General features: G+C 71.8%; 16 protein-coding genes. 6 read left to right on the top strand and 10 right to left on the bottom strand.

The window, feature by feature from the left end; all coding sequences use genetic code 11:
• Window positions 1-222: 222 nt before the first annotated feature.
• Both moaA and fdhD read left to right on the top strand, forming a co-directional pair.
• A complete protein-coding gene (gene moaA, locus ABG085_RS14345; protein ID WP_347976396.1) occupies window positions 223-1,401 on the top strand; it encodes a GTP 3',8-cyclase MoaA in 1,179 nt (392 codons plus the stop codon).
• A 1-nt stretch (window position 1,402) separates the two neighbouring features.
• On the top strand, window positions 1,403-2,320 hold the full coding sequence (fdhD, locus tag ABG085_RS14340) for a formate dehydrogenase accessory sulfurtransferase FdhD (RefSeq protein WP_347976395.1): 918 nt from the start codon (window positions 1,403-1,405) through the stop codon (window positions 2,318-2,320).
• A 27-nt stretch (window positions 2,321-2,347) separates the two neighbouring features.
• Here the strand turns inward: fdhD and ABG085_RS14335 are convergent, their stop codons facing one another.
• The 3 genes from ABG085_RS14335 to ABG085_RS14325 all read right to left on the bottom strand — a co-directional run bounded on the left by ABG085_RS14335 (window position 2,348) and on the right by ABG085_RS14325 (window position 4,104).
• Complete coding sequence (locus ABG085_RS14335; RefSeq protein WP_347976394.1) at window positions 2,348-2,953, bottom strand: ArsR family transcriptional regulator; 606 nt, start codon at window positions 2,951-2,953, stop codon at window positions 2,348-2,350.
• 55 nt (window positions 2,954-3,008) lie between these two features.
• The gene (locus ABG085_RS14330) at window positions 3,009-3,380 is read right to left on the bottom strand and encodes a hypothetical protein (protein ID WP_347976393.1); all 372 of its coding nucleotides are present in this window, start codon (window positions 3,378-3,380) and stop codon (window positions 3,009-3,011) included.
• A 109-nt stretch (window positions 3,381-3,489) separates the two neighbouring features.
• On the bottom strand, window positions 3,490-4,104 hold the full coding sequence (locus ABG085_RS14325) for a DNA starvation/stationary phase protection protein (protein WP_347979209.1): 615 nt from the start codon (window positions 4,102-4,104) through the stop codon (window positions 3,490-3,492).
• 181 nt (window positions 4,105-4,285) lie between these two features.
• Between ABG085_RS14325 and ABG085_RS14320 the strand changes: the two genes are divergently transcribed.
• Window positions 4,286-5,704 (top strand): amidase, encoded by a 1,419-nt coding sequence (locus ABG085_RS14320; protein WP_347976392.1) that lies wholly within the window; start codon window positions 4,286-4,288, stop codon window positions 5,702-5,704.
• Window positions 5,705-5,885: 181 nt separating this feature from the next.
• Window positions 5,886-6,824 (top strand): SDR family oxidoreductase, encoded by a 939-nt coding sequence (locus ABG085_RS14315; RefSeq protein WP_347976391.1) that lies wholly within the window; start codon window positions 5,886-5,888, stop codon window positions 6,822-6,824.
• 118 nt (window positions 6,825-6,942) lie between these two features.
• Here ABG085_RS14315 and ABG085_RS14310 read toward each other — a convergent pair whose 3' ends face one another.
• Entirely contained in the window at window positions 6,943-7,164 is a 222-nt protein-coding gene (locus ABG085_RS14310) for a hypothetical protein (RefSeq protein ID WP_347976390.1), read from the bottom strand.
• A 282-nt stretch (window positions 7,165-7,446) separates the two neighbouring features.
• On the opposite strand from ABG085_RS14310, the gene ABG085_RS14305 reads away from it, so the two are divergent.
• On the top strand, window positions 7,447-8,190 hold the full coding sequence (locus ABG085_RS14305; protein ID WP_347976389.1) for a sulfurtransferase: 744 nt from the start codon (window positions 7,447-7,449) through the stop codon (window positions 8,188-8,190).
• A complete protein-coding gene (locus ABG085_RS14300) occupies window positions 8,187-8,591 on the top strand; it encodes a DUF3054 domain-containing protein (RefSeq protein WP_347976388.1) in 405 nt (134 codons plus the stop codon). The genes ABG085_RS14305 and ABG085_RS14300 overlap by 4 nt, the downstream gene beginning before the upstream one ends.
• Window positions 8,592-8,606: 15 nt before the next feature.
• Here the strand turns inward: ABG085_RS14300 and ABG085_RS14295 are convergent, their stop codons facing one another.
• From ABG085_RS14295 to ABG085_RS14270, 6 genes are all read right to left on the bottom strand, one after another.
• Window positions 8,607-8,927: a hypothetical protein gene (locus tag ABG085_RS14295; protein WP_347976387.1), complete on the bottom strand. Its 321-nt coding sequence runs from the start codon at window positions 8,925-8,927 to the stop codon at window positions 8,607-8,609.
• Window positions 8,928-8,939: 12 nt separating this feature from the next.
• Window positions 8,940-10,217 carry a hypothetical protein gene (locus ABG085_RS14290; protein WP_347976386.1) on the bottom strand — a complete coding sequence of 426 codons (1,278 nt, stop codon included), beginning with the start codon at window positions 10,215-10,217 and terminating at the stop codon, window positions 8,940-8,942.
• Window positions 10,218-10,521: 304 nt separating this feature from the next.
• Complete coding sequence (locus ABG085_RS14285) at window positions 10,522-11,436, bottom strand: ABC transporter substrate-binding protein (protein WP_347976385.1); 915 nt, start codon at window positions 11,434-11,436, stop codon at window positions 10,522-10,524.
• Between the two features lie 25 nt (window positions 11,437-11,461).
• Entirely contained in the window at window positions 11,462-12,187 is a 726-nt protein-coding gene (locus ABG085_RS14280) for an ABC transporter permease subunit (RefSeq protein WP_347976384.1), read from the bottom strand.
• Complete coding sequence (locus tag ABG085_RS14275; protein ID WP_347976383.1) at window positions 12,184-12,855, bottom strand: ABC transporter permease; 672 nt, start codon at window positions 12,853-12,855, stop codon at window positions 12,184-12,186. The genes ABG085_RS14280 and ABG085_RS14275 overlap by 4 nt, the downstream gene beginning before the upstream one ends.
• Window positions 12,852-13,676 (bottom strand): ATP-binding cassette domain-containing protein, encoded by an 825-nt coding sequence (locus tag ABG085_RS14270; protein WP_347976382.1) that lies wholly within the window; start codon window positions 13,674-13,676, stop codon window positions 12,852-12,854. The genes ABG085_RS14275 and ABG085_RS14270 overlap by 4 nt, the downstream gene beginning before the upstream one ends.
• Window positions 13,677-13,730: the final 54 nt, after the last annotated feature.

Here is a 13,730-nt window from a genome sequence, read left to right as displayed (position 1 = left end):
CCGATCGCTACGGGATTCCGTGTGGTCTGACCACAGTAACATGTGGTCAGACCACAGGGCGAGGGCTCCCGGAAGCCGTCTCCTCCCACAGGTTCCCAGCAATCGACGCCCGTGACGAGCGTTCCCCGCCGTGAATAAACGGGCTGCACCGGAGCCGCGCATGGTGCGGCGCGACTACCCTCGAATCATGGCGCGCCGGGAACAGCGAACGGAGGCGCCCGCGTGACCGCGATCCCGGTCACGATCGGGCGACGGTCCCTGCTGTCTCCGGCGGCGGGGGGCACAGCTGTTCCCGCGGAACGCGTCGGCAGGGATGTGTTCGCCGCCGGCGATGCACCGGCCGACGCCCCCACGGGTGTCGGCGCGCCGCTCGTCGACACGCACGGACGCGTGCACCGCGATCTGCGCATCTCGCTCACCGACCGCTGTTCGCTGCGCTGCACGTACTGCATGCCCGAACAGGGCAACGAGTGGCTCGCCCGCACCAGCATCCTGACGCTGGACGAGATCGAGCGCATCGCGCGCGTCGCCGCGGCCGACGGCATCACCACTTTCCGGCTCACGGGCGGCGAGCCGCTGCTGCGCGCCGACATCGTCGAGGTGGTCCGTCGCCTCGCCGCGATCACCGGCCCCACGGGCGCCCCGGTGCAGATCGCGATGACGACCAACGGCATCCGCCTCCCCGAACTCCTCCCCGGCCTGATCGATGCCGGGCTGCACCGGCTGAACATCTCGATCGACACGCTGCAGCGCGACCGCTTCCATGAACTGACGCGGCGTGACCGGCTCGACGATGTGCTGGAGGGGATCGCGGCGGCTGCGGCATCCGCTCTCCGGCCGCTGAAACTGAACGCGGTGGCGATGCGCGACGTCAACGACGACGAGCTCGTCGAGCTCGTGGAGTTCGCGATCGCCCACGACGCGCAGATGCGGTTCATCGAGCAGATGCCCCTGGACGCCGGTCACACCTGGGACCGCTCGCGCATGGTGACGCAGGACGAGATCCTCGCCGCGCTCGCCGAACGGTGGACGCTCGCCCCGGTGCCGGGTCGCGGCGGCGCCCCGGCCGCGCGGTGGACGCTCGACGGCGGGCCGCACTCGGTGGGCGTCATCGCGTCGGTCACCGCGCCGTTCTGCGGCGACTGCGACCGCCTGCGGCTGACGGCCGACGGCCAGCTGCGCAACTGCCTGTTCTCGACCACCGAGTACGACGTGCTGCCGATCCTTCGACAAGCTCAGGGACCGGTGGCCGGATCGGTCGCCGAGCCTGTCGAAGCGTCGGTCGACGCCGGCATCGACGGGATGCTGCGCTCCTGCGTCCGCGGCAAGCTGCCCGGTCACGCGATCAACGATCCGTCGTTCCTGCAGCCGGCCCGTGGGATGAACGCCATCGGCGGCTGACATGGGCCGCCTCACCACGCGCACGCCGGTCACCCGCATCTCGCTGAACGACGGCGACGTCGCCGTGCGCCGCCGTGCGGACACCCTCGTCGTCGAGGAGCCGCTCGAGATCCGCATCCTCGGCGAGGCGCTGACGGTCACCATGCGCACCCCCGGGCACGACCTCGAGCTCGCCGCGGGGTTCCTCGTGTCGGAGGGCGTCATCGCCGCGCGCGGAGACCTCCGCTCGGCCATCCACTGCGGCGGACCGGGCACCGGTCCGGCCGCGGCCACCCCGCTGCTGACCATCGGTCCGGCGGCGGTCGGCACTCCGGCGTCGACCGAGAACACGTACAACGTGCTCGACATCGCACTCGCGCCGGGGCTCGAGTCGCTGGTCACCGACATCGCCCGCAACTTCTACACGACCAGCTCGTGCGGCGTGTGCGGCACGGCGTCGATCGAGGCGATCGAGAAGCAGTCGCGCTATGACGTGGCGACGGATGCCGCAGCCGTCGACGCGGCCGTGATCACGACTCTTCCCGACGCGCTGCGGGCCGGGCAGGCGGTGTTCGAGAAGACCGGCGGCCTGCACGCCGCGGCGCTGTTCGACGCCGCGTCGGGCGAGTTGCTGGTGCTCCGCGAGGACGTCGGCCGCCACAACGCCGTCGACAAGGTGATCGGCTGGGCGGTGCTCGAAGACCGGCTGCCGCTGACCGGAACGGTGCTGCAGGTGTCGGGCCGGGCGAGCTTCGAGCTCGTGCAGAAGGCCGTGATGGCCGGCATCCCGATCCTCTCCGCGGTCTCTGCCCCGTCGTCGCTCGCGGTCGAACTCGCCGCCTCCTCGGGACTCACGCTCGCGGGGTTCGTGCGCGGAACGTCGATGAACGTGTACTCGCACCCCGAGCGGGTGCGCGTCCCGGCGCCCTCCGAGCTCTGACCCGCTCGGGCCGCGCTCAGACCCGGCTCAGGCGCGCGTGGTGAGCTGCACGACGCACTGGGTCGGATCGCACGAGGCGGCGATGCCCTCGACCCGCAGCGGCCCGCCGGCCTGCGCCAGCACGCTGTCCATGAGGCCCACGTGCACGCCGCACAGGACCCCGCGATGATCGGCCGCGGGCGCATGCGGGCACGGCGTCAGATCCACGGTGAGCCCGCGTTCGTCAACGGCGGGGTCGAAACCGGCCTCGTTCAGGTCTTCCACGAGCGCGTCGAGCTGGTGGAGGGCGTCGGCGCCGAGCTCGGCATCCGTGTCCGATCCGTACACGCGGCGCAGGAGGTCTCCGCGTCGCGCCGCGGCTTCGGCGCGGCGGATCGCCACCGGGCTGGATGCCTGGCCCGCGCCGGTCGCCGCCGAGTAGAGCACGCGCGGACGCCCCCGCGTGGTGCGCCGCTCGGTCTCGGCGATCACGTAGCCGGCGTCGATGAGGCGCTGCACGTGCTCGCGCACGGTGTTGGCGTGAAGGCCCGTCGCCTCGACCAGCTCCGCGATCGCCCGGTGCGGACGCTCCTGGAGCAGGTGCATGATCTCGACACGGGAGTAGCTCGAGATCGCGCTGTACCCGGCCGTCATGCACCCATTATCGCGGGAGCCTGCCGTCGATCGGGTCGCGCGGGTGCGGGACGGATCAGAAGAGCTGGCCGAAGATCAGGATCGCGATGAAGAACACGGCCAGGATCGCGACGATGATGCCCAGCGTCCGGCCCGACAGCTTGGCGACGCCCCACCCGATCAGGACAGGCACCGCGAAGAGGAAGACCGCGATGATCCACCAGAACGTCGAGTAGCCGGCGCTGCTGGCCTCCTCGAGGCGCCCGCCGAAGAGCTGCTGCGTCGCGGGGTGGGTGGCGAAGCGCACCGCGATCGAGATCGGCACCGCCACGAAGGCGAAGACGACGAGTCCGATGAGCCAGCCCCACAGGACGGGACTGCCGTTGCCCGCGAGGACCCCGCCGTGCAGTTCGGGTTCCGGCTGCTGCTGCTGCTTGCCTGATGCCATGGGCACGACTCTAGCGGCGCGCGGCCCGCCCACCTCACGCATGTCGCATGACATGGCGCTGCCCGCCGGTCCTTGGGGGAGGAGGCGGGCAGCGTCGGGGCGCCTGGGATCATCGCCTGGGGGTGCGATTCTCCGCGCTCACCATCCACGAAAGCTGCTCAACACGCTCGAGGACGGCGTGGAGGATGTCTGCACTCGTGGGGTCTTCTTCGTCGACGGCATCGTGGACGTCACGGCACGTGGCGGCCACGTCGTCCAGTCGTTCCGTCATGAGATCGACGACCTCCTCGGTCGCGATCTCACCCTGCGGGAACTCCGGCAGGGTGGTGGTCTGTGCGACGACATCGCTGCGGCCGTCGGGAAGGGCGTGCAGCGAGCGCATCCGCTCGGCGACGGTGTCGGCGAACTCCCGGGCCGCTTCGATGATCTCGTCGAGCTGCAGGTGGGTGTCGCGGAAGTTGCGGCCCACCACGTTCCAGTGGGCCTGCTTGCCCTGAAGCGAGAGCTCGATGAGGTCGACGAGCACCTTCTGCAGGTTCTCACTGAGCGTCTCGGACGCCGTGAATCCGCGCTCGGCGTTCTGCTCGGGGGTGAGCGCCGCGCCCACTCCGCCGCGCGCCGTACGGCGCCTGCTCTTGGCCGTGCCGCTCGCGCTGCTCTTGCTCGCCGCGCTCTGCGAGGTGCTCTTCTTCGCGGTGGTCGTCGCCACTGTCGCTCCGTTCATGAGGCTCACGCCGTGGGGGACCGTGCTGGCCCGCCGCGGCAAACCCTCGTCGATGGACCCGCTCGGCTCTGCGGATGCCTAGAAGCTAACCAGGCGGGGGCCGGTACGCGCGGGGCTTGCCCTCCCGGCCGACGCGTGCTAGTCGCGGCCCGGCCTCGCTGCATGGTGGGATGGGATCGCCATGACCTCGCCCCACCCCGTGCCCGCCTCCGCCGGAGAGATCGCCGCCGCCGTGCGCGCCGGCGAAGCATCCGCCCTCGACGTCGTCGAAAGCCACCTCGAGCGCATCGCCCGTCTCAATCCGGAAGTGAACGCGCTGAGCGTCGTCTTCGCCGATCGTGCCCGCGCGGCCGCCGCTGACGTCGACGCCGCTCTCGCCGCCGGCGACGACCCCGGCCCGCTGGCGGGAGTGCCGTTCTCGGTGAAGGAGAACATCGACCTGACCTGGTCGGCGACGACGAATGGCTGGCGTGGGCTCGCCGACGCCGTCCCGGAGCGCGACGCCACGATCGTGCGGCGGCTGCGTGAGTCCGGGGCGGTGCCCGTCGGCCGCGGCAACATGCCCGACTTCGGCATGCGGTGGGACACCGACAACGATCTGTTCGGGCGCACCGTCAACCCGTGGAACCGCGACCGCAGCGCCGGCGGATCCAGCGGCGGCGACGCCGTCGCCGTTGCGACGGGCATGTGCGCGCTCGGGCTCGGCAACGACTTCGGCGGCTCGCTGCGTCTTCCCGCCTACGCAGCCGGCGTCGTCGGCCTGCGCCCTTCGCGGGGCCGGGTGCCGCGTGCGGCCGTCCGCGGGCAGTCGGTCGCACTCACGCTCCAGCAGTTCTCGGTGAACGGCCCCCTCGCGCGCACCGTCGACGACGCCGCCCTCGCTCTCGGCGTGCTGCAAGGGTGGGATGCCGACGACCCGATGTCCGTGGCCGCGCCGCCGCCATCGCCCCACCTGCCCCGCCGGGTCGGCGTGGTGCGCGATCCCGGCGGAAACGCAGTGGATCCCGAGGTTGCTGCGGGGATCGACCGTGCCGCGGCATCCCTCGCCCACGCCGGCTGGGAGGTCGTCGACATCGAGGCTCCGCACCTCGAGGAGGCCGCCGTGCTCTGGCGCCGGCTGTCGTGCACCGACATGCTGATCTCGCTCGATCCCGCCGCGCTGGGGCAGCCGCTCGGACGCTCGGCGACCTCGTTCCTGCACGACAGCACGGCGGCCGCCCGCCCCTACGAGACCGCGCGCGAGTACGCCGAGGCATGGGCGCGGCGGGCCGCGATCGCCGCCGACTGGCGCCGCCTGCAGCGGGAGACTCCGCTGCTTCTCGGACCGGTGTCGACGTCGCGCATGCGCGAGCCCGACCACGACCTCGGCGGGCAGGAACCCGCTGACCGCGCCTGGCGCGACCTGTGGCTGACGGTCGCCGCGAACTTCCTCGGGCTGCCCGCTCTGGCGCTCCCGACCGGACCCGGAGCGGACGGGATGCCGACCGGCGTGCAGCTCATCGGCCGCTCTTTCGGAGAGGATCTCCTCTTCGAGGCCGGGCGCGCGGTGGAGGCCGGCGTGCCGCCGCTCACCGTGCCGGACGCGCTGAGCGAGGCGTGAGCGCAGCACACGCGGCCACGCGCCCCTGACGGCGGGTGGCGTTCGGCTTCGGAGCGCAGGCTCCCGGCACGGTGGCATCGACGCGTGGACGGCGCCACGATAGGGGAGTGAGCGCGGCGTCGCCGGGTATCACAGGCATCCGCCCGGCCTCCTCCAGACGGACAGCCGAACGGAGAGCCCCATGTCTCGCACGCTCCCAGCGCCGGTGGCGATGCCCGACCTGCGCGGGCGCACCGCGCTGATCACCGGCGCGAGCGACGGCGTCGGCGTCGAGATCGCGCGTGGCCTCGCTGCCGCGGGCGCCGAGCTGGTGCTGCCCGTGCGCAACCGCGCGAAGGGCGAACGCGCGATCGAGAGCATCCGCACGACGGTTCCCGACGCGCGGCTGACGCTGCGCGACCTCGACCTGGCGCGCCTGGAGACGGTCCGCGCGCTCGCCGACGCGCTGGGCGCCGAGCGCGTGCCGCTCGACATCCTCGTGCTCAACGCGGGCATCGTGCTGCTCGGGGATCCCGAGCGCCACGTGAGTGTCGACGGGTTCGAACTGCACTTCCAGACGAACTTCCTCGGGCACTTCGCGCTCACGACGGCGCTGCTGCCCCTGCTGCAGGAGCGGCGCGCGCGGGTCGCCGTGCAGCTCAGCCTCGCGGCCGGCGTCTCGAGGGTGCGATGGGACGACCTCCAGAGCGAGCGTCGCTACCGCCCGTTGCGGGCGTACGGCGGCTCGAAGGTGGCACTCGGGCTGTTCGGATACGAACTGGCGCGGCGCTCGCGCGCCAGCGGGGCGGGCGTGTCGGTCGGGTTCAGCCATCCGGGCGTCGTGCCCGGCACCGCGATCGCTCCGGCGATGCGGGCGCGCGGGGGCAACGGCGTCGGCCGGGCACTCAGCGAGCGACTCGGGGGAACTCCGGCGCAGGCCGCGCAGTGCGCGCTGCTCGCGGCGACCGCTCCCGGGGAGGAACCGCCGGCCTTCTTCGGTCCTTCGGGGCTTTTCCACTTCGGCGGTCGCGCCGCGCCGCAGCGGCCGTATCCCCGGCTCTCCGACGAGGCGGACGGTGCCCGCATGTGGGAGCTGGCCGAGGAACTGCTCGCCGAGCGCACCACAACGCCTGCTCCTTGACGACGGGTGAATCGTTTCGCTTGCGCTGTATGTACGCCCCTGGCACCTGAACCCGTACGTTCAGCGCAAGTGAACGGGGCTGCTCCGGCAGAGGTGGGCGCAACCCGGCGCAGTGCGGCTACGGGAACGGCGTCTCCGGTGTCTGCGGGAACGACGGCTCAGCCGGGTGCGGCGCGAGCGGCTCCTCCGGCCACGGCGCGGGCGGCTCCGCCGGGTGGTCAGGCCCAGGCTGATCGGGGGTCGGCTGATCGGGTGCCGGCTGGTCCGGCGGCGCACCCGGAGGCATCTCGCCCGGCGGCGTCTGACCCGGCAGCGGTTCGGGGATCGTGGGGTCGGTCATGGACTCCTCCAGGGGTTCGGGCGCACAGCGTCGCCGAGGTACCTTCCCACCCTGCGGTGCACGCGGGCGCAGTGGCCAGGGTCTTGACCTCCCGCGGCCGAGGGACTACCGGGACCCGGCGAGCGGATGCGTCGGACGGATGCCGCGACCGCCGCGCGCCGCGGCCTCGGCGCCCCGCACCGAACCGCGTGTGGCCACCGCGCGTGGTCTGCGGCGCTGCGCATCCGTCGGTGGCTCTCGGCGGTGGGCGCCCTCACACCGCGGCGTCCGTAGGCTGGAGGAGTGGCATCCGTTCTCAACGTCTCGGCGTATCTGTTCACCCGCATCGTCGACGCCGCCGAGCTGAAGCCGGTGCTGCGAGACCGCGCGGTGGCAGCCGGGCTCAAGGGCACCATCCTGCTCGCCGAGGAGGGCGTCAACCTCTTCCTCGCAGGGGATGCGAATGCGGTGCGCCACTTCGTCGACGCGCTGCGTGCGGACCCGCGGTTCGCGGCGCTGAGGACGAAGGAGAGCTGGTCCGAGACGCAGCCCTTCGGCCGGATGCTCGTCAAGGTGAAGCGCGAGATCATCCGCATGGACCACCCCACCATCCGCCCCGAATCGGGCCGTGCGCCATCGGTCGCGCCCGCGACGCTGCGCCGCTGGCTCGACCAGGGCCGTGACGACGAGGGCCGCGAGGTCGTGCTGCTCGACACGCGGAACGCCTTCGAGGTGGACTACGGCTCGTTCGACGGCGCACTGGACTGGCGCCTCGAGCGGTTCACCCAGTTTCCGGATGCCGCAGCCGCCGCCGCGGCGGACCTCGAGGGCAAGACCGTCGTGAGCTACTGCACGGGCGGCATCCGCTGCGAGAAGGCGGCGATCTACCTGCGCGAGTCCGGCGTGGACGCCTACCAGCTGGACGGCGGGATTCTCGGCTATTTCGAGCAGGTCGGCGGCGACCACTGGAGCGGGGACTGCTTCGTCTTCGACGAGCGAGAAGCGCTCACGCCGGGCCTCGCCCCCCGGCCGGCGGTGCGCGCATGAGGGCCGCCGCCCCGACCGCGCGTGCGACCGAGCGGCCCTCCCGGCGTGCGGTGGCGGTCGCGCTCGGCCTCGACGTCGTGCTCGTGATCGCCTTCGCCGCGGTCGGCCGTGCGAGCCACGACTCCGACGTGTGGACGGGCCTCGGACAGACGACATGGCCCTTCCTCGCCGGCCTCGCGGCGGGCTGGCTCGTCACGCGGGCGTGGCGCGCACCGGCGGCGCCGGTGCGGACCGGTCTCGGCGTGTGGGCGGTCACCGTGGCCGGTGGGATGCTGCTGCGCGCGGCATCCGGTCAGGGAACCGCGATCGCGTTCATCGTCGTCGCCGCCCTGACGCTGCTCGCGGCCCTCGTCGGCTGGCGCATCATCGCCGCCGCCGTTCGCCGCGCCCGCCGGCGCTGAGTCGGGGCAGCAGCTCTAGCCGTTCTTGCGCAGGCCCGTCTCGATCACGATGCGGTTGCCGTCGATGACGCCCGGGCCGTCTCCGGGCGTCGGAGCCGGGGCGGGGGTGATCTGCTCGGCCTCCCACACCGCCCGGGCGTTCTCGGCGCTCGGATGGAAGAACTCGTCGATGCCGAGCAGTCCGCCGGATGAATGCGCGGGCACCTCGCCCCGCTTCCGCCTGCGGTGGGTGTCGAACGCGAACCAGAGGAAGTACACGGGCAGCAGGGCGGCCAGCGTGCCGAAGCCCCACAGCATGATCTCGCCCATGTCCATGACGACAGGGTACGGCGTCATGGCTGGGGAGGGTCATCGGTGGGCGAGGGCCTCCACCGTCGCACCAGGGGGAAGGTCCTCGAACCAGGCCTCGAAGGCCACGGGCGTGCCGTCGCCGGGGACCGCGTCCAGGTAGGTGCTGGTGGCCGCGGCGATGGTTCCGTCGGCCGCCCGCACCAGCGCCGTGACGGCGACGAACTCCTGATCCTCGGCGAAGTGCGCGCTCGCTGTTCCGGTCACGGCGACGGGACCGTCCGCGTCGGCCGGGATGGTGTCGACCTCCACGCCGAACGACCCGGTCTCCGTGCCGGGCGAGAGCGTCGCTTGCGAGGCTTCGGGCAGGTCGGCGTCGATGCGCGCGATCTCGGCGTCGCTCAGATCGAAGAAGTAGCCCACGAGGGCGGTCTTGCCGGAGAGCAGCATCGTGTATGCCGGCGCTGATCCGAGCATCGACCCGTCCTCCGCGTAGGCGTGGACCTCCGCATACGCGTCGAACACGTAATCCGCGTTGGGGTTGTCGACGATCACCGCGTACCACCAGACATCGTCGTACCCGCGTCCGAACGCCGTCTCGGTCACCGTCGCCTGCACCGGCGGGGCGAACTGCGCGCCCGGATCGGGCTGCCCGTCCGTGCCCGGCGCGGCGATCCCGGGGAGCGAGTACTCCTCCTCGGTGTACGTGTCGTAGCCGTCGTCGCCACCGCTGGAGGCGCCGGTGAACGCGCCGAAGACCCAGGCGACGGCGACGACGAGGGCGAGGAGCCCGCCGAGGATGGAGAGCAGCAGCGCGCCGACTCCGAAGCCCTTGCCGCCCTGCCTGCGGCTGATCAGCGCGATCAGTGAGAGCACGAAGGCGACGAACAGCAGCAGCGGAGACAGCCAGCCGACTCCCGCCGAGCCCAGGACTGCTGCGACGAGCATCAGGAGCACACCTGCGCCCGCGAGGGACAGCGCGACGATCGCGAGCCCCTTCGGCCTGGTGTCGGTGCCTGCGGGCGGGAGCGATCCATTCACCGGTGCCGTGCCGAAGGCGGGCGCGCCCGGATAGGACGGGGGTGGGGCGGACGCAGCGCGAGCGTAGGGCGGCAGAGCGGCGGCGGCCGCTGCGGCGCCGGCAGCCGCGTAAGCGGCGGGAGGCGCAGCGTAGGCGGTGGGGTACGCGTACGTACCGGGTCGAGCAGCGGCGCCGGGATCGGCATACGCGGGCGTGGCGTACGCATGTGCGAGCGGCGGAGCACCAGGCGACGGGGCGGAGCGAGCGTCGCCGGGTGCCGGCGTGGTCTGCTGCGGCGGGACGGCGTAGGCGGGCATCGCGTACTGCGGAGCATCCGCGGAGGGTGACGTATACGGGCGTGGCGACGCGCCGTCCGCGGTGGGACCCGTTGGCGCCGCGTCACTCGGCGGCCGCTCGCCGGATGGCTGCTCGCCCGATGACTGCTCACCCGATGGCTGCGGGGGGCGGGGATCGGACATGCGGCTCCTCTTCTCGGGCTTCCGAGTCTGCCCTACGCCGGCGACGGCGCCCAGGCGGATCGGCCGACGCGCGGGTGAAAGCACGGCGCCCCTCGCGGATCCGGAGGGATCCACGAGGGGCGCCGAGCTGTCGGGCGTCCGGTCAGTTGAGGCCGTTGTCGGCGAGCCAGTCCGCCGCGATGTCCTCGGGCGAGCGCTGCTCCTCCGTGGATTCGACGTTGAGTGCGACGAGACCCTCGGGGGTCAGCGCTGCGCTCACGGCGTTGATGACGTCCGCGATGTCGTCGGCGATCTCGGCGTTGACGACCGGGACGACGTTCGACGCGAGGAAGAGTCCCTCGGGGTCTTCCAGCGTCACGAGGTCTTCCGTCTCGATCCGCGGGTCGGCGCTGTAGACGTTCGCGATCTGGATGTTGCCCGCGACCAGTTCGTCGACGGTGGTGTCGGCGGTGGCCTGGAACGACACCGTCACGCCGTAGAGCTCCTGGAGCCCGGTCGGCCCGTACGGGCGCTCTTCCAGTTCGGGCGCGCCCCCGAGCACCAGCCCATCGATCCCGGCGAGGTCGGCGATCGAGGTCAGTCCGTTCTCCTCGGCGAAGGCGGCCGTGACGTTGTACGAGTCCTGGTCGGTCGCCGAGGACTGGTCGAGCACGGTCAGGCCTTCGGGAAGGGCCTCCTGCAGCGCGGCGTAGACGTCCTCGGAGGTCGTCGCCGTGGTGTCGGGCTCGAAGTACTGCAGCAGGTTGCCGGTGTACTCGGGGAACAGGTCGATCTCGCCGTCCTCGAGGGCCGGCATGTAGGCGTCCCGCTGGCCGATGTTGAAGTTGCGCTCGACCTCGAAGCCGTCGGCCTCGAGGGCCTGCGCGTAGATCTCGGCGATGATCTCGTTCGAGTAGTAGGCCTGCGAGCCGATGACGATGGCCGACGAGTCGCCGGTGTCGCCCGTGTCGGTGCTGTCGTCGTTCAGCGGGTCGCTCGAGGCGCAGCCTGCGAGCGCGAGCGCCGCGATGGCGGTCCCTGCGAGCGCCGCGGTCAGGCGCGTGCGTGCTGTGGACATTTTCGTTACCTCCGGTGTGGTGGGATCAGCGGGAGAACTGCGGGGCGCGGGCGAGCGCGGGGACGTCGCCCTGAGAGGGTTTACGGGCGCCGTCCGTACGAGGCACGGCGACGCGGGCGAGCAGGGCGAAGAGCCCGTCGAGCACCAGGGCCAGCGCGACGACCACGATCGACGCGCCGAGGATCTCGGCGAAGTCGCGCAGCGCGATGCCCTGCAGGATGTAGTAGCCGAGCCCGCCCACGCCGATGTAGGCGCCGATGGTGACGGTGGCGACCACCTGCAGCGTCGCGGAGCGCAGCCCGCCGATGAGGAGCGAGAGTCCTAGTGGCATCTCGATCCGGAACAGGATCTGCCACTGGGTCATTCCCATTGCGCGACCGGCGTCGATCACGGTCCGGTCGATCGCCTCGATGCCCGCGTACGCGCCGGCGAGGATCGAGGGGATCGCGAGCACCACGAAGGTGGCCACGGCCGCCTCGGTCTTGAACGCCACGCCCAGCAGCAGGCTCAGCAGCACGACCAGTCCGAGGGCCGGGAGGGCGCGGGCGGCGCCGGACAGGAAGACCGCGAGCTCGCGCCCTCGGCCGGTGTGCCCGATGAGCCATCCGATCGGGATCGCGATCACCGCGGCGATCGCCACGGAGCCGAAGGTGAAGGCGAGGTGCTGGGCGATGGCCGTCGGCAGCGGCAGCGAGCCGGTCAGCCGGGCGGGCGCGAAGATCCAGGCGAGCGCCTCGGCCAGCAGGTTCATGCCGTCACCACCCGGAGGCGGGCCTGCTTGGGCGGCGAGATGCGCCGCGTCCAAGGCATGAGCGCGCGCCCCGCCAGGATGAGCAGCCCGTCGATGACCACGGCGATGACCACGACTGCGACGACGCCGGCGAGGACTTCGGCGATGATGCGACGCTGCGACCCGTTGGTGAAGAGATAGCCCAGATTCTCCACGCCGATCAGGGCGCCGACGGTCGCGAGCGAGATGGTCGACATCGCGGTCACCCGCAGGCCCGCGAGCACGACCGGGCCCGAGAGTGGGAAGTCGACCGTCCAGAACCGTCGCCATGCGCCGAAGCCGACCGCCACCGCGGCGGAGCGCGTCACCGGGTCGACGGAGGCGAGCCCCTCGGTCACCGAACGGGTCATGATGGCGACGGCGTAGATCGTGAGCGCGATGATGAGGTTCAGCTCGGACAGGTACGGCACGCCGAACAGCGTCAGCAGTGCGAACAGTGCGAACGACGGAATCGTATAGAGGAGCCCGATCACCGTCAGCACGGTGCCTCGCAGTCTGGTGTACCGGAACGCCAGCCACCCCAGTGGGATGGACAGCACGAATCCGGCGAGGATCGCGACCGCGCTCTGGCGCAGGTGGTCGACGGTCAGTGCCCCGATCAGATCGAGGTTGTCGAGCACCCAGTTCACGGCTCGTCCTCCACGAGCACGCCCTGCGTGCGCCCCGCGGTGTCGACGAGCACCGTGCCGTGCGCCGTCTGCTTGGCCCGCAGGGCACGCGCGCCCCGCTCGACGCCGATGAAGTCGGCGACGAAGTCGCTCGCCGGGTTCTCGATGATCTCGCTCGGGGTGCCGATCTGCGCGATGCGCGCGCCCTTCTCGAGGATCACGACCTGGTCGCCGAGCAGGAACGCCTCGTCGATGTCGTGGGTCACGAAGACGATGGTCTTGTCGAGCTCGCCCTGCAGGCGCAGGGTCTCGGTCTGCAGCTCTCTGCGGACGATCGGGTCGACGGCGCCGAACGGCTCGTCCATCAACAGGATGTTGGGGTCGACGGCGAGGGCTCGTGCGACTCCCACGCGCTGCTGCTGCCCGCCCGACAGCTGGCTCGGATACCGCTTGGCCAGTCCGCGCTCGAGGCCGACGACATCCATCAGCTCGAGAGCGCGCTCGCGCGCCTTCGCACGGGGGACGCCGCTGAGCACGGGAACCGTCGCGATGTTGTCGACGACCGAGAAGTGGGGGAGGAGGCCGGCGTTCTGCAGGACGTAGCCGATGCCTCGGCGCAGGGCGACCGGATCGCGACCCGAGATGGGCTCGTCGTCGATGGTGATGACGCCCGCACTCGGCTCGACGAGCCGGTTGATCATCCGCAGCAGCGTCGTCTTGCCACTGCCCGACGAGCCGACGAGCACCGTGGTCTTGTGCGCGGGGATGAGCACGCTGAAGTCGTTGACGGCGACGGTGCCATCCGGGTACCGCTTCGAGACCCCGCGGAATTCGATCGCCATGCTGCCCTTTCGGCCGGGGTTCCCACATAACCACAGGCCGGCGACATCATGGCG

Origin of the sequence: Microbacterium sp. ProA8 (assembly GCF_039905635.1) — a bacterium.
GTDB classification, from domain to species: domain Bacteria; phylum Actinomycetota; class Actinomycetes; order Actinomycetales; family Microbacteriaceae; genus Microbacterium; species Microbacterium chionoecetis.
Note: the sequence above shows the minus strand (reverse complement) of the source record. Positions and strands in the feature narration are given on the sequence as shown.